This is a genomic window from Algoriphagus sp. Y33 (genome assembly GCF_014838715.1).
Classification (GTDB): Bacteria; Bacteroidota; Bacteroidia; order Cytophagales; family Cyclobacteriaceae; genus Algoriphagus.
The window spans coordinates 6115462-6131671 of the sequence record NZ_CP061947.1 but is presented as its reverse complement, the minus strand read 5'-3'; the positions used below and the strand labels follow the sequence as shown (position 1 = coordinate 6131671).

General features: G+C 42.1%; 14 protein-coding genes. 1 reads left to right on the top strand and 13 read right to left on the bottom strand.

The window, feature by feature from the left end; translation table 11 throughout:
• The first annotated feature begins 39 nt into the window (after positions 1 to 39).
• Positions 40 to 534 (top strand): GNAT family N-acetyltransferase, encoded by a 495-nt coding sequence (locus ID165_RS25285; RefSeq protein WP_192348162.1) that lies wholly within the window; start codon positions 40 to 42, stop codon positions 532 to 534.
• A 243-nt stretch (positions 535 to 777) separates the two neighbouring features.
• Here ID165_RS25285 and truA read toward each other — a convergent pair whose 3' ends face one another.
• The 13 genes from truA to ilvD form a co-directional block, all read right to left on the bottom strand.
• Positions 778 to 1563: a tRNA pseudouridine(38-40) synthase TruA gene (gene truA / locus ID165_RS25280; RefSeq protein WP_192348161.1), complete on the bottom strand. Its 786-nt coding sequence runs from the start codon at positions 1561 to 1563 to the stop codon at positions 778 to 780.
• Between the two features lie 268 nt (positions 1564 to 1831).
• Positions 1832 to 2737 (bottom strand): hypothetical protein, encoded by a 906-nt coding sequence (locus ID165_RS25275; RefSeq protein WP_192348160.1) that lies wholly within the window; start codon positions 2735 to 2737, stop codon positions 1832 to 1834.
• On the bottom strand, positions 2697 to 3785 hold the full coding sequence (locus tag ID165_RS25270; RefSeq protein WP_192348159.1) for a 6-bladed beta-propeller: 1089 nt from the start codon (positions 3783 to 3785) through the stop codon (positions 2697 to 2699). The genes ID165_RS25275 and ID165_RS25270 overlap by 41 nt, the downstream gene beginning before the upstream one ends.
• 55 nt (positions 3786 to 3840) lie before the next feature.
• The gene (locus ID165_RS25265) at positions 3841 to 4056 is read right to left on the bottom strand and encodes a hypothetical protein (RefSeq protein WP_192348158.1); all 216 of its coding nucleotides are present in this window, start codon (positions 4054 to 4056) and stop codon (positions 3841 to 3843) included.
• Positions 4057 to 4234: 178 nt separating this feature from the next.
• On the bottom strand, positions 4235 to 5302 hold the full coding sequence (leuB, locus tag ID165_RS25260; RefSeq protein ID WP_192348157.1) for a 3-isopropylmalate dehydrogenase: 1068 nt from the start codon (positions 5300 to 5302) through the stop codon (positions 4235 to 4237).
• Positions 5271 to 6857, bottom strand: a complete 1587-nt coding sequence (locus ID165_RS25255; RefSeq protein WP_192348156.1) for an alpha-isopropylmalate synthase regulatory domain-containing protein — start codon at positions 6855 to 6857, stop codon at positions 5271 to 5273. Before ID165_RS25255 ends, leuB begins: the two co-directional genes overlap by 32 nt.
• Positions 6858 to 6863: 6 nt before the next feature.
• A complete protein-coding gene (gene leuD, locus ID165_RS25250) occupies positions 6864 to 7454 on the bottom strand; it encodes a 3-isopropylmalate dehydratase small subunit (protein ID WP_192348155.1) in 591 nt (196 codons plus the stop codon).
• A gap of 97 nt (positions 7455 to 7551) precedes the next feature.
• Entirely contained in the window at positions 7552 to 8958 is a 1407-nt protein-coding gene (gene leuC / locus ID165_RS25245) for a 3-isopropylmalate dehydratase large subunit (RefSeq protein ID WP_192348154.1), read from the bottom strand.
• 2 nt (positions 8959 to 8960) lie between these two features.
• Positions 8961 to 10469: a 2-isopropylmalate synthase gene (locus tag ID165_RS25240; RefSeq protein WP_192348153.1), complete on the bottom strand. Its 1509-nt coding sequence runs from the start codon at positions 10467 to 10469 to the stop codon at positions 8961 to 8963.
• A 19-nt stretch (positions 10470 to 10488) separates the two neighbouring features.
• Positions 10489 to 11532: a ketol-acid reductoisomerase gene (gene ilvC, locus ID165_RS25235; RefSeq protein ID WP_192348152.1), complete on the bottom strand. Its 1044-nt coding sequence runs from the start codon at positions 11530 to 11532 to the stop codon at positions 10489 to 10491.
• A gap of 157 nt (positions 11533 to 11689) precedes the next feature.
• Positions 11690 to 12190, bottom strand: coding sequence for an acetolactate synthase small subunit (ilvN, locus tag ID165_RS25230; protein ID WP_057939693.1), 501 nt, complete (start codon positions 12188 to 12190; stop codon positions 11690 to 11692).
• 118 nt (positions 12191 to 12308) lie between these two features.
• Positions 12309 to 14003, bottom strand: coding sequence for a biosynthetic-type acetolactate synthase large subunit (ilvB, locus tag ID165_RS25225; RefSeq protein ID WP_192348151.1), 1695 nt, complete (start codon positions 14001 to 14003; stop codon positions 12309 to 12311).
• A 4-nt stretch (positions 14004 to 14007) separates the two neighbouring features.
• On the bottom strand, positions 14008 to 15687 hold the full coding sequence (gene ilvD, locus ID165_RS25220) for a dihydroxy-acid dehydratase (protein WP_192348150.1): 1680 nt from the start codon (positions 15685 to 15687) through the stop codon (positions 14008 to 14010).
• Positions 15688 to 16210: the final 523 nt, after the last annotated feature.

Genomic DNA, 16210 nt, shown 5'->3' with positions numbered 1-16210 from the left:
AGACAATCGGAATAAATTGGCTTTTAAAATTCACCATTTATGATTCAGATAATTCCCGCAGCCAAAGAAGAGTTGAAAATTGTCCAAAATATTGCGCATCGAACTTGGCCCGACACTTTTGGCAAAATACTTAGTCCGGACCAAATCGATTACATGCTTAATTGGATGTACAGCTTGAGCACACTTGAGCAACAGGTAAGCGATGGATACCTATTTTATTTTGCAGAAGAAGATGGGGAAAAGCTTGGGTTTGCAGGTTTTGAATTCAATCAGGAACCGGGAAAGACTAAAATTCATAAGATTTACATTCTACCTACTGCCCAAGGAAAAGGGATTGGAAAGAAATTGATCAATACCATCAAAGAGATTGCTCTGGAAAATGGGCAAACCAGCCTCCTGCTGAATGTAAATAAATACAATCAAGGAGCGATTGAGTTCTACGAGTACTTGGGCTTTATAAAGATTAAAGAGGAAATCATCGACATAGGAAATGGTTATGTGATGGATGATTATGTGTTTGAGTTGAAGCTTTGAGTAACCTTTGAGGTGTTATTTCGAAGGAGGAACGACTGAGAAATCTCCTCGAAGGTTTTAAGGTTAACTCGCCTGATTTAGTCCCCCAGACCAGAGTCGAAGTGTGGCAGTCTACAGAGTCCAGCTTCTGGAGAAGCAGGACAACGATAGATTTTGAGGTGAGACCTTCGGGGTTTTGAAAACCCCAAAGGAATTCTAAGAGATCAAGTCTCCAACTCAACCCTTCGAGGTCAAAAAAAGACCTCAAAGGTTGTTCAACACTGTCTCCCAAAGCATCAAGCCATTTGCAGGAGCAGGAGGTAATTTTTCAAATTCATCCGGAGATTTAAATCGCTGAGTAATTTCTGAAAGCTCTATTTCTCCTTTGCCTATTTGCCAAAGAGCAGACATCATCATCCGAACTTGATGATACAGAAACCCTTTTCCTGTGATTTCGAAGTAGTAGATTTCCTGTGGAAAAAACTGACCGAGAAATTCTCTTGATGTAAAAATTCCAGTCGAAAGCACCTCTCGTATATAATCCGTCTTGTTCTCCGAAGGCTTGCAAAATCCCCGAAAGTCATGATTTCCGATATACAATTGACAAGCTTCCTTCATTGCTTCCCAATTCAACTCTCCTACTACATTGACTGCAAAAGCTGAAGCGAAAGGATCTAAATCAGCAGAATTGGAAAAATAGTAACGATACGTCTTCTGCTCCACAGACTGGATTAGATTGAAGCTAACCGAAACTTCCTGCACAGAATTCAACCTGATATCCTGGGGGAGATGCTCGTTAATGATTGGGAGAAGTGAATCCATTTCTACTTTTTCCCGAAGAAAAACCTGCGCATATCCACCCACACAGGAAACTCCGGAATCTGTGCGACTCGCGCCGATCAAAGAAAAATCGGCATGGCCGAGCACATGCCGAAGCACCCGCTCCAACCTACGTTGTACAGTTGGCTGATTAGGCTGAGGTGCCCAGCCTTTATATCGGGCACCGTAGTAGGAAATGGAAAAAAGATAGGAAAATGGGCGGGATTGCAAGGAAATGGGAATTCAGGTTGTAAACTCCAAAGTTAATATTCCTAAGCTGGATGTAAATAACTCAAGCTTTAATAAATTAGAACCTAGCTATCCTCAATTATGCCAGTAACCTCCTTTTCTTTGCACACCTAAAGGATGGCAGGCGGAAATGACAGAAGATCAAAGTGGCGGCAACGCTGGAATTTACCAAATCCTCTATTGGTTTTATCTCACACTGGCGAAGTAGTGTACAACCATAATTTCAAGAGTTCAAATTCAATATTCAAGGTTAATCTTTCAAAAATGTAAGCTCGACGGCAGGATGGATTGGATCCAAATTATTAACACCAATTTGACCTCCAGTAATATAAAATCCCAAATCAATATCTTTGGTGTTCTTTTGGTCAACAATTGCGAATCGTGATTTCGGCTCCTTTTCCAGCAAATCAAAAACAATAAACAAATCACCAACTCCCCTTGGTATCTGCATAGGCTCCTGAAATCTTACTTGCTGCCATCCAGAATTAGACACTGTTATGATTTTGTTCTCTTGAAGCAATTCTGTGAATTCAGCTATGGAGTTTATTTTGCCTGGTACAATCCGCTTCCCTGAATTAGGATAAAGTACTCTCAAAGAGACATCAACTTTTTCAGCCAAAATATTGGAAACATAAAACTTGATTTTATCTAATAAAAGCTGATTCTTTTTTGGGATTTTGACCCGGATAGTATAACGGTAAAATTCGCCTTCAGGCCCATTAATCAGCCCCATTGGCTTGGACACTTCCCAACCTTCAGCGGAAGAATCCCCGATTTTCAGCTCACTCAGCTGACGGGAATTAATGGCCACTTCTGGCAGTTCAAATTCCTTTGCTTTTAGAAAAACCGTGTCTAGAGACATCAGTTGTTGAATGGAAATCAGGGTATCATTGATCCCATATCCTGATATATTGAAGGAAGAAATTTGTGGAATATCGGAGGTTGTAAGCGCTAGTTTCCCTTCCAGATCAGTAAAGAAAGCCTGCTTCCCATCTGTGGGCAGCAAACGAAGGTAGGCAAGCGGGGTTCTTTCATCGAGTGAAAAAAAATACCAAACCTTACTTTCTTGCCCATATGTCTGAAGACTAAGCACTAGGCAAAGAAGAAACAGCCAGTTATTTGCCGATATAATAGGATACCAAAATAGGTTTTTCATAATCAATAGTGGTTTCATTAAGTATGAAAGCGACTTCTTCATCAAATTCCCCTGGAAGCAGCACCGTATGAAATAAATCTTCCCGAACAGATATAGGTTTCAAAAAGAGTTCCTTTATAGAAGTGTCAATCGGAAAACGATAGGTTTCTCCATCTTCTATCAAACCAAAATTTAGGTTTTCTATTGTCTGATTGTAGAAGTTAAATGCAATTGATTTTTCTCTTTTCAGCAGATTATGGGCAGCGAAATAATAAGATCCATTTTCTAAAATTGCCCAAAACTCCTCCGCTTCTATCGTCTCTGAAGCTTCTGCCGCTATTTCCTTAGCCCCAAAATCAATACGAAATGAAACCGTCAAAGAATCCTTTCGTACCTCGAATACCTTATTACTAAACGGCTGCACCAGATAGGACTTCCCCCCAAAACCGGAAATGCTCTGTGGGAGAAAAGCTTCTACATTCCCCGAGAACTGTGGCATATAATTAGAATTATTAAAGTCTGCATCGAAAAACCCATAGCCCTTATAGATTTCACCTTCCAACTCAGAATCAGAAACTAAAAACACACGGTCATCAACAAAACCACCTAGACCTCCCATAAAATAATCCTGCGTCTTATATTCTTGAAGTACCGAAAAGTCAGTTGTAGAATAGGAGATCAGTTTTTGGTAAGAGCGATCATAAACTAGGATTGAGCTTTCTCTTAATAAGAAAAATTCGATTTGCGAATACTCACCCAGCCCAGTACCTAACGTTAAAAGTTGCCTTTTAAATCCTCCCTCTCTGTCAAAAACGAGGATAGAGGAATTTAGGCCATCTTCAAGTACAAAAATCTCAGAATCAGAAAACTCTACTTGAATTATTTTACCAATTGAAATAGAATCGGGAATGTCCAATTGAAAACGCTCTTCAACTTTTATCCAATCTTTAACTTCCTCGTCCACTATTTTGGGATTCGAGAAATCTATTGGATCTATGTAATCTGTACTCTCTTGAGAAGAACAGGAAAATAAGCTTAAGGCAATAAAAAACAAGATTTTTCCCCTCATATCGAATTATAAATCCACTCTAAAGTTAGAAAGCTTAGAGTGGATTATTTAAAATCTAGATACTTATTGTTGGCATATTCGGCTGATCGCAACGAATCACACAAATATCACCCGCCTTTCGCTTACAACCTGATACAAGAAACCTTTTTTTGTAATCAATATTTTGTTCACCACATGATGAACCGGATTGCGCACTCACTTTTTGATCGCTTGAAATAAAAACAGCTCCGATAAAGGCAAATGCAAACAAGAAAGAAAATTTTGTTTTCATAATCACTTAAAGTTTGAAGTTTGAAAATATCACAAAGTACCTTGAAAAGATTGTCTGACAACTAAAAATATCCCCCCTCAATAAAAAAACAAATATTTGAATAAAAACTTCAGCATATTTTAAAAAAAACAAAAACCACCTCTCCCAAAGTGGTTTTTACTTTATCAACAATATAAGCCTAAGCCAATATCTTCGCAGCTAGCCAATCGCCAACTTCAGAAGTTTTGTAAGCCGTACCGCCATCTGCGATATCTTCGGTTACAAAACCTTCTTCAAGAGAAAGATTCACTACGTCTGAAATCAACTGCGCTTCATCTTTCAGATCAAATGCATAATCAAACATCATCGCTGCAGAAAGTACAGTCGCCAATGGATTGGCAATATCTTTTCCTGCGGCCTGAGGGTATGATCCGTGAATTGGTTCAAACAATTTTATAGAAGTGCCCAAGGAAGCAGATGGCATCAAGCCCATAGAACCTGAAATCACAGAAGCTTCATCTGTCAAAATATCCCCAAATAAGTTCTCGGTAATCAATACATCGTAAGCTTTTGGCCACTGGATAAGGCGCATCGCTACTGCATCTACAAATTCATATTCTACTTTCACATCCGGATATTCTGGAGCAAGCTCCTGTACGGTTTCTCTCCAAAGTCTGGAAGTAGCCATTACATTCGCTTTATCCACACAGGTAAGTAATTTTCTTCTTTTCTGTGCAGCTTCGAATCCCATTCTTGCCAAGCGTACAATCTCATGCTTGCTGTACACATTGGTATCAAATGCTTTGGTTCCTTGCTCATTTCTTCCTCTAGGCTCACCGAAGTAAATCCCTCCCGTCAATTCTCTGAAGAAGACAAAGTCAACACCATCTACACGATCCAACTTCAAAGGAGATTTGTGCACTAAAGAAGGAAAAGTGAAGGTTGGTCGAACATTGGCAAACAACCCCAATTTCTGACGCATCAACAACAAACCTTGCTCTGGACGAACCTTTGCTTTCGGGTCATTATCATATTTAGGATCACCGATAGCTCCGAAAAGAACTGCATCGGAAGCCGCTGCGATTTCATGAGTAGAATCTGGGTAAGGTTCACCCGTCGCATCGATAGCCGCCGCTCCCACTACTGCTTCTGTAAACGTGATTTTGTGTCCGAATTTCTGGCCGATAGCTTTCACTACTTTCACAGCCTGGTCGATTACTTCAGGTCCGATGCCGTCACCCGGCAACAGCGCGATATTCATTTCCATAAAACTTGGATTCTTCTTTCGTTGGTGTTTGATTAAAAGATTCGACGATGTTCAGCATTTTCTCCGTGGCCATCATCGCTGCCACTGTTTGGTCGGGATCAAGCCCCTTTGTTTTGAATATTTTCCCATAATCCCATGTGATGACGGTCTCTACGAAAGCATCCGTTTTTCCTCCGGGAGGAATTGAAACATGGTAATCGATCAACTTAGGAAGTTGCCTTTTTCGGGATTTATAGATTTTTTTTATAGCCCGCATGAAGGAATCATATTGACCATCTCCTGTAGCGGTGGCATCATAAGATTTCCCATAAATATTTAATCTCAGCTGTACCGAAGGCTTCAAGCCTTTGGAATGCGTCATGTGATAACCTTCAATAAAGATATTCTTAGAGATGGAATTGTTCTGCAACACATCTGAAATGATGTACGGCAAATCCTCGGTAGTCACCCGTTCCTTTTTATCACCGAGTTCGATGATGCGTTGAGTTACTTTGGTGAGTTCGTCCTTTTCCAGAGAAATCCCCAATTCTTCCAAATTCTTGACAATATTGGCTTTACCGGAAGTCTTGCCAAGAGCATATTTCCGTTGACGCCCAAATCGCTCAGGAAGTAAATCGTTGAAGTAAAGGTTCTTTTTATTATCCCCGTCAGCGTGAATTCCCGCTGTCTGGGTAAAAACATTCTCTCCTACCACAGGCTTGTTTGCTGGAATATGCTGCCCTGAAAATTGTTCTACCAATTTACTGACGCGGTAGATTTTCTGCTCCTGCACATTGATTTGAAGATCCGTAAAATCTTTGATTACGGCTATCACTGATTCTAGAGGCGCATTTCCTGCCCTTTCACCCAAACCATTGATCGTAGTATGAATTCCTGATGCCCCGTACATGATCGCCTCCATGACATTCGCGACTGAAAGATCATAGTCGTTATGCGCATGAAAGTCGAAATGTGCATCAGGAAAGGCAGTACAGATCTGGATGAAAAAGTCCTTAGTCTCCTCCGGAGAAAGCAGTCCCAACGTATCAGGGAGCATAATTCGCTTCACTGGCAAAGTCGTCAGAAATTCTATTAATGCAAGTGTATATTCCTGGGAATTACGCATGCCATTAGACCAATCTTCCAAATAGACATTTACATCTATCCCATTCTGCTGAGCATATTCTATACTTTTTTGGATGTCGTGAAAATGCTCCTCCTGAGTTTTTTTAAGCTGATGAACTAAGTGATTGTGCGAACCTTTAGTCAGTAGATTCATAACTTTGGCACCGGCTTTCATAAGCCAATCCACAGAAGCTGGCGTGTCCACAAACCCTAACACCTCTACACGATCCAAGTAGCCTTTCTCAGCTGCCCAATGCGTGATTTTCTGTACTCCTTCCAACTCACCTTCTGAGACTCTTGCTGAAGCCACCTCTATCCGATCTACTTTCAATTCATCGAGCAAAAGTTTGGCGATCTGCAGCTTTTCAGAAGGCAAAAAGGAAACACTTGAGGTCTGTTCACCATCCCTCAACGTTGTGTCCATTATTTCAATGCGCTTCCCTGCGGTCATTTTCACTTATTTGTTCGCTGCAAATGCGTCGATTTCCTCCGACATATTCAATAAATAGTCGATGTCATCGAAGCCATTCTGCATGTTATCTTTCTTGTATTCGTTGATGTCAAAAGATTCAGATTCACCTGTAGAATCTAACGTAATCTTCTGAGAAGGAATATCTACTGTGATCGTAGTAGCAGGATTAGCTGTAATCGTCTCAAGTAATTTGTCCGCAAATTCAGGAGAAACTGTCACCGGCAACACTCCGATATTCAAGCAGTTGTTTTTGAAGATATCTGCGAAAAAGCTGGAAACCACGCACCTGAATCCATAGTCATAAATTGCCCAAACTGCGTGCTCACGGCTGGATCCTGAACCGAAATTTCTTCCGGAAACCAAGATTTTGCCACTATAGGTAGGGTCGTTCAGGACAAAATCCTTTTTGGGATTTCCCTCCACATCGTATCTCCAGTCACGGAAAAGATTGTCTCCGAAACCTTCCCGCTCTGTAGCCTTCAGGAATCGTGCAGGGATGATTTGATCTGTATCCACATTGTCTGTCGGTAAAGGAACCGCAGTACTGGTGAGAACAGTAAATTTATCGTAAGCCATTTTTTATCGATTGAAAGATTGAAAGAACTTGTCCGCCGTGGCGGATTGGAAGATTTGAAAATTCTCTTTTGGAAGATTTTCAATTTCCAACTTCATATTAATTTTCGAATACTTCTCTTGGGTCGCAGATTTCACCTCTCACAGCTACTGCTGCTACAGTCAAAGGAGAGGCAAGCATGGTACGTGCTCCAGGACCTTGACGACCTTCGAAATTTCTATTGGAAGTAGACACGGCGTACTTTCCAGAAGGAATTTTGTCATCATTCATTGCCAAGCAAGCCGAACAACCTGGCTGACGAAGTTCGAATCCCGCTTCTTCCAAAATTTTCACTAATCCTTCTTCATGCGCCATTTTCTCCACTTCACGGGAACCTGGCACTATCCAAGCGGTGATGTTATCAGCTTTCTTATGTCCTTTTACAAATGCTGCTACCGAGCGAATATCCTCAATACGTCCATTAGTACATGATCCTACAAAAACGAAATCGACTTTTTTGCCTTTGATAGCTTCACCTGGCTCAAAGCCCATATAGGCTAAAGATTTAAGATAAGAAGTTTTGTTGCTTCCCTCCATACCTTCAGTTGTAGGAATTTTCCCTACAACTTTGATTCCCATACCGGGATTAGTGCCGTAGGTAATCATCGGCTCGATATCCGCAGCATCAAAATGGTATTCTTTATCAAAAACAGCACCTTCGTCAGTTTTCAGCGTTTTCCAATATGCAACGGCCTTATCCCACTCTTCACCCTTAGGAGCGTATTGCTTTCCCTTTAAGTATTCGAAAGTGGTCTCATCAGGTGCTATCAGGCCACCACGTGCTCCCATCTCTATCGACATGTTACAGACGGTCATTCTGGCTTCCATGGAAAGGCTCTGGATTGCAGAACCTGCATATTCCACAAAGTACCCAGTAGCTCCAGCCGCAGAGATTTGGGCAATGACGTAAAGAATCAAGTCTTTGGATGTCACACCTTTACCTGCCACCCCATCGATAGTAATTCTCATTTTTTTGGCTTTAGACTGCATAATACACTGCGTCGCCAAAACCATTTCAACCTCTGAAGTACCGATACCAAAAGCGATAGCACCAAAAGCACCATGCGTAGAAGTATGGCTATCTCCACAAACGATGGTCATACCCGGCTGGGTGATGCCAAGCTCCGGGCCTATCACATGAACGATACCGTGATGGGCAGATCCCAAATCGTGAAGCTCAATGCCATATTTAGCACAGTTCTCACGAAGTCTTTCCACCTGCATCCTAGAAAGTTTATCCTTGATCGTTTTGTCCTGATCAACCGTAGGTACGTTATGATCCGGGGTAGCAACCGTTCGATATGGGTTTTTTACTCCTATTCCACGCTTCTCCAGATTAAGGAATGCTACCGGTGAGGTTACTTCATGGATAAAATGTTTATCAATGAAGAAAACATCTGGCCCATCGGGAACTGATTTCACGACATGGGAGTCCCAGATTTTATCAAATAAAGTTGTTTTTTCCATAATTATGCGGTCGCATATTCTTTGACCGGGATTTTATTAAGTGCATCGACGAAAGCCTGAGCTGAAGCTAAGACGATGTCTGTATTAGAGGCAAAGCCATAATAAGGCTTTTCTCCTTTGATTAATCTCATGTGAACTTTGGCCACATCATCGCTGCCATGGGTGATCGCCTGAATCAGAAATTCTTCCAAATCCACTGCCGGCTTGGCTATTTTATCAATTGCTTTTAAGACTGCATCTACAGGCCCGTTACCATGTGCTGTAGATGTATGGGATTCATCCCCAATTTTCAGTTCCACTTGAGCTTGGATAGTTCCATTGGAAGAATAGGTAACTCTACCCAATTCGATAAAATTGGATTCTTCCATGTATTTTCCCACCAAACCAAGTAGGTCTTTTCTCCCTATATCTCTCTTATTATCTGCAAGAATCAAAAACTCCTCGTACACTTCCCGAAGTGCTTCCCCTTCCAATTCTACTCCCAAAGCATCCAAGTGATGCTTCAATGCTGCACGACCGGATCTCGCCGTAAGGACAATGGTAGATTCCGCTACTCCGACATCTTTAGGGTCGATGATTTCATAATTCTCTCTATGCTTCAGCACACCATCTTGATGGATTCCTGATGAATGCGCAAATGCATTTCTACCCACAATAGCTTTATTAGGCTGCACGGGCATATTCATCAATTTGGAAACCAAGCGGCTAGTATTGTAAATTTTTGGAGTGACAATATCCGTATGAACCTCAATGGACTTATGGCATTTAATAGCCATCACCACTTCTTCCATGGATGTATTGCCTGCCCGCTCACCTATGCCGTTGATGGTCACTTCCACTTGACGTGCTCCATGCTGCACACCTGCTACGGTATTTGCAGTAGCCATACCCAGATCGTTGTGACAATGGGTAGCAATAATAGCTTTGTCGATATTCGGAACGTTATTTTTCAAACTGGCGATTATGGCTCCGTATTGTTCAGGGAGACAATACCCGGTGGTATCCGGTATATTGACCACAGTAGCTCCGGCTTTGATCACTTCTTCAATGATCCTATTTAAGAAGTCAGACTCAGCTCTCCCGGCATCTTCAGCGTAAAACTCCACATCATCCACAAACCTTCTGGCAAATTTGACTGCCGCTACACCCCGGGCAATAATATCCTCGGGGGTAGAGCGCAGTTTGTATTGAATATGATAAGGAGAAACACCAATACCGGTATGTATGCGGCCTTTCTTTGCAAATTTGAGGGACTGAGCAGCTACTTCGATATCTTTCTCAACAGCTCTGGAGAGGGCACAGATAATCGGGTTTGAAACTGCCTTTGAAATCTCGAGTACAGAATTGAAATCTCCCGGACTTGAAATTGGAAATCCAGCTTCGATAATATCTACACCTAATTCTTCCAGTGCTTTTGCTACCACAATTTTCTCCTGGGTATTCAGCTGACACCCGGGCACTTGCTCCCCATCTCTCAGGGTAGTGTCAAATATCCATAGCTTCTCACTCATAATTCTTGGGGGTTTTATATTAATTATTTTCTGGTCTCAATTGACGGACGACAGCACCTGCCTGCCACATTTCAGAATCTCTCAATTCTTTCAATTCAGCTTCCAATTTCACTCTATAATCTTCTTTAGAGTTAGAGTCAATTGACTTCTGCGCCTCTTGTCCGGTTTTTACACTGTTGTATAGTTCTTCGAATACTGGCTTAGTAGCATCTCTGAAAGGCTTCCACCAATCCAAAGCTCCTCTTTGTGCCGTAGTAGAACAGTTTGCATACATCCAATCCATTCCGTTTTCAGCTACCAATGGCATCAATGATTGGGTCAATTCTTCTACTGTTTCGTTGAAAGCCTCAGAAGGAGTATGGCCATTTGATCTCAACACTTCGTACTGAGCTGCAAATATTCCCTGAATAGCTCCCATTAAGGTACCTCTTTCACCTGTCAAATCAGAAGTTACTTCACGGTAGAAATCCGTCTCGAACAAATATCCTGAGCCTACACCGATTCCAAGAGCTACAACACGGTCTTTAGCCTTACCGGTTCCGTCCTGGTAGATTGCATAAGAAGAATTCAATCCCCTGCCCTCTACAAACATTCTTCTCAATGAAGTACCGGAACCTTTTGGAGCTACCAAAATCACATCCACATCAGCAGGAGGAACAATGCCTGTTTTATCTTTGTAAGTCACACCGAAACCATGGGAGAAATATAATGCCTTGCCTGGAGTAAGGTGTTTTCTTACAGTCGGCCATAGCGCAATTTGTCCTGCATCAGAAAGAAGAAATTGAAGAATTGTGCCTTTTTCGCAAGCTTCTTCCAATTCGAAAAGTGTCTCTCCCGGAACCCAGCCATCAGCCACGGCTTTGTCCCAAGTCTTTGAGCCTTTACGCTGACCTACAATCACATTGAACCCGTTGTCTTTCAAGTTAAGCGCCTGACCTGGACCTTGAACGCCATAACCCAATACTGCGATCACTTCGTCCTTGAGTACTTCTCTTGCTTTTTCCAGTGGAAACTCTTCCCTAGTTACTACGTTTTCTTCTGTTGAGCCGAATTTTAATTTCATCTGTTTTTTATTTTGATTTTTGATGGTCAGATGGAATCTCGCATGGTTGATAATTACACTCGCGTGTAACGCTCTTGTCATGCTCGATTTCATGAGCTTTTATAATTTATTACTAGTGTTTAATAGGTTCCTTTGGAATCCCTTTTTTGGTTTATTATTATTTGACAAAACTGTCAATTGTCAACATTCTTTTTGCTACAGCTACTCTTCCTGATCTGGCAAATTCCAAGAGCCCGTAGCCTTTTAGAATTTCGAGCAACTCCTGAGTTTGCTCCTTATGTCCAGTCAGTTCTAAGACCACAAAATCAGGCTCTGCGGCAATAATCTTCGCATTGTGCTGACGAATAATCTTCTCAAGCCCACCATCAAGACGGGAAACAGGAATTTTATACAACGCAATCTCCTGATATACAACACTCTCATCCTCATGATAGAATGCCTTGATCACATCGATGATTTTCTCGATCTGATTGACCAGCTGAATCACTGTGTCTTCCGAAGCAGTAACCTCTATCGTGATCCGATGAATCCCCTCCAAGCGGCTTTCGGAGGCTGTAAGTGCATCGATATTTATACCTCTTCGGGTAAAAATAATGGTGATGCGATTAAGGATACCGATGAAATTCTCGGTAATAACGAATATAGTATATCGTTTCATATGTTTATAATTTGACCTTTAATGGCCATATGGAATCTCGCATTGTGGATAATCATTCCCTTTGTGATGCCTGACTCATGCCTGTCTGCCTCAACAGGCTCGATTTCATAGAGCTGGATTAGCTAAGTCTTACCTCTTCCACCGAACAGCCAGTGGCAATCATCGGGAACACATTATCTTCTTTTTCCACTACTACTTCAAGAAAATATGGACCATCGTGAATTAGCATATCTTCAATCGCCTCTTGCAAATCACCACGTTCTGTGACCTTTTGAGCTTGAATATTATATGCCTCAGCAATCTTAATAAAATCAGGATTGTCAAGTTCAGTAAATGAGTAGCGCTTGTCAAAGAACATTTGCTGCCATTGTCTCACCATTCCCAAGAAATTGTTGTTAAGCAGCACAATCTTCACAGGAGCTTTAGTCTGCATGATGGTTCCCAATTCCTGAATAGTCATCTGTATACCACCATCACCGACTACACATACCACCTGTCTGGAGAAGTCATACATCTGAGCTCCAAGCGCAGCCGGAAGCGCAAATCCCATAGTTCCCAAACCGCCGGAAGTAACTTGCGTTCTTGACTTCTTAAAGTTGAAATATCTCCACGATATCATCTGATGCTGTCCTACGTCAGTTACAAGCACCGCGTCATCAGCTTTGTATTTATTGATTCGGTGAATCACTTCCCCCATAGTCAACCCTGGTTTTGTTGGAGTCAAATCAGGCTCGATAACTGTCGCCCTTTCTTGATCTGCCAACTCTTTAAACTTGGCCATCCACTGCGGATATGAATTCTCTCTCACCGCAGCTGTCAATAATGCCAAGCTGTCCTTGCAGCTCCCCAATACGGCTACTTCACACTTCACATTTTTGTTGATCTCTGCCGGGTCCAACTCCAAATGAATCACTTTTGCCTGCTTAGCATAGCGCTTCAAATCTCCGGTGACACGGTCATCAAATCTCATACCTACCGCGATCAGAACATCACATTGATTAGTCAGCAAATTTGGGGCATAATTTCCATGCATCCCAAGTTTTCCCACATAATTAGGATGATCCTCCGACAATGCTCCAGAACCCAGCAAAGTACATGCCGCGGGAATACCGGACTTCTCCAAAAACGCCTTCAATTCCTCTTCCGCCTTTCCCAACACAACCCCTTGACCAAATAGAACATAAGGTCTCTTGGCCATATTGATTAAGAATGAAGCTTCTTGAATAGCAGTTTTCTCTACCGGGATATGTGTTTTATAAGACCGAAAGCCTAAACATGGCTGATAATTGAAGTGACCAAAATCCTGCTGGGCATCCTTAGTGATATCAATTAGTACCGGCCCAGGCCTTCCCGATCGGGCGATATAAAATCCCTTGGCGATTGCGGGAGCGATATCCTCCACACGTCTAACCTGGATATTCCACTTAGTGGCCGGCATTGATATACCCACTACGTCAGTTTCCTGAAATGCATCTGTCCCCAACAAATGTGAAGCTACCTGCCCTGTAATACATACTAATGGAGTACTATCGATCTGTGCGTCAGCCATACCGGTTATCAGATTGGTAGCTCCCGGGCCTGAAGTAGCCAGACAGACACCTACTTTTCCGGACACCCTAGCATATCCCTGAGCTGCGTGGATCGCTCCCTGCTCATGGCGAGTTAGGACGTGTCTCAACTCTTCATGATAATCATGTAATGCATCATAAACGGGCATTATCGCTCCTCCGGGATATCCGAAGATTATTTCCGCATTCTCGGCAATGAGTGACCTAACAACTATGTCAGCTCCTCTTATCATTGAATCCTTCATGGGCTTAGAATTTGTCTGTTACGCAACCTTCGGATGCGGTAGATACTAATTTGTTGTATTTCTTTAATGTCCCCTGCAAGTCAGAAACGTCTTTCTGCTTCCAAGATTTTTTTCTTTCGGCTAATTCCTCCTCGGAGACTGCCACGGAAAGCTTCAATCCTTCAGCATCTATGGTGATAATATCTCCATTTTGTACCAATCCTATAGGTCCGCCGCTCCAAGCCTCAGGGGTAACGTGCCCCACCACAAATCCGTGTGTGCCACCAGAGAATCTTCCATCAGTGATCAATGCAACATCCGCTCCCAATCCAGCCCCTATAATCATGGAGGTAGGTTTTAGCATTTCCGGCATTCCGGGACCTCCTTTTGGCCCTATGTTCCGGATGACAAGCACTTCACCTTTTTGCACTTTGTGATCCCGGATTGCATCATTCGCTTCCTGCTCCGAATCGAATACATGGGCGGGCCCCGTAAATGAGCTGCCTTCTTTCCCTGTGATTTTTGCCACAGCTCCTTCCGGTGCCAAGTTCCCCTCTAGTATACACAAGTGTCCTGTGGCTTTAATTGGTGTTTCTAATGGGTGAATCACATTCACCATAGAAACTGTGACCGGCTCTATGTCTTTTAGGTTTTCCTCCAATGTTCTTCCTGTCACAGTCATACAGTCACCATGCAAGAATCCATTAAGCAGCATGTACTTCATAAATGCCGGAACACCGCCCTGCTCATGCAGATCTTCCATCATGAATTTACCCGATGGTTTGAAATCACCTATCATGGGAGTCTTGGCATTGATCGCTTTAAAATCCTCAATAGTAAAATCAACACCTGCGGTTCTTGCTATTGCGATGATGTGCATTACTGCATTTGTACTCCCCCCCAAAGCAATGGCAACTGTAACCGCGTTCTCTATGCTTTTTCTGGTAATGATATCACTGGGTTTGATATCCTGTTCCAACAGTATTCTCATGTATTTATTAACCTCGCGGCACTCTCGGAGCTTCTCCTGAGAATTGGCAGGATAGGAAGCCGAATAAGGAAGAGACATCCCCATTGCTTCTATCGCAGAAGACATGGTATTTGCGGTGTACATTCCACCACAAGCGCCTTTCCCGGGACATGCATTGCGGATGACACCATCATAGTCCTCATCTGAGATATTCCCATTTACCCGCTTACCAAAGGCCTCGAAAGCAGATACGATATTCAGCTTTTCACCTTTATAATTGCCTGAAGCTATAGTGCCCCCGTATACCAAAATACCGGGTCTATCGGTTCGTATCATCCCCATTAATGCTCCCGGCATATTCTTGTCACATCCAGCGACTGCCACGCAACCATCGAAAGAATGCCCTATGACAAATGATTCAATGGAATCAGCAATCACTTCTCTTGAAACCAATGAGTAGCGCATTCCCAATGTGCCCATGGTAGTCCCATCAGAAATCCCTATGGTATTAAAAACCAAACCGGTCAGATCATACTCCTGTGAGGAGGTTTTGATCAGACCGGCGAAGTCGTTCAGGTGCATATTGCAGGGATTACTCTCATAGCCACAACTGGCTATCCCTACAAATGGCTGTTTCATTTTCTTGTCACTCATCCCGGTGGCATACAACATTGCCATGCCTGCCGGATGCTCAGGATTGTCGCTTATTTCCCAACTGTGTTTTTTCAGGGTCATATTCATGGGGGTATAAAAAAAGTGCCTCAGGTTAGTGAGGCACTTCAGATTTTTTTTTATTTCATTATAAAGAATAGTCTAGTGCCTCACATTTAGAATCCAATGAGAATAATTACGCTTAGCAAAATGACTACTTTATACATACTGTTTTTCGAGCTTGGTTTCGACGTTATGCCGAAGTACGGGACAAACTTAAAACCGAATTTTCAGACTTACAATATTTAATTTTACATTTTTCTAGTATCTCAGATAAAAAATGTATGGAAATTTTATTTTTTCAAAATATAAGTTCACAACACCCTCAGTTTTCCCCTGTTTTCCAGCAAATGATTTGTTCAAAATTTCAATTCTCAAAATTTTGTACTGATTTTTGATTTTCTCAATTATTAACAAAAGTTATTCTCTTTTTTTTAATAAGAAAAATGATATACCACATTTCCTTCAACAAATGCTAGATTTTTTACCGAATTATCAACGGAGGAAAATCACTATCCCCTAAAATTTGTTCTAATTTTGATCAAAC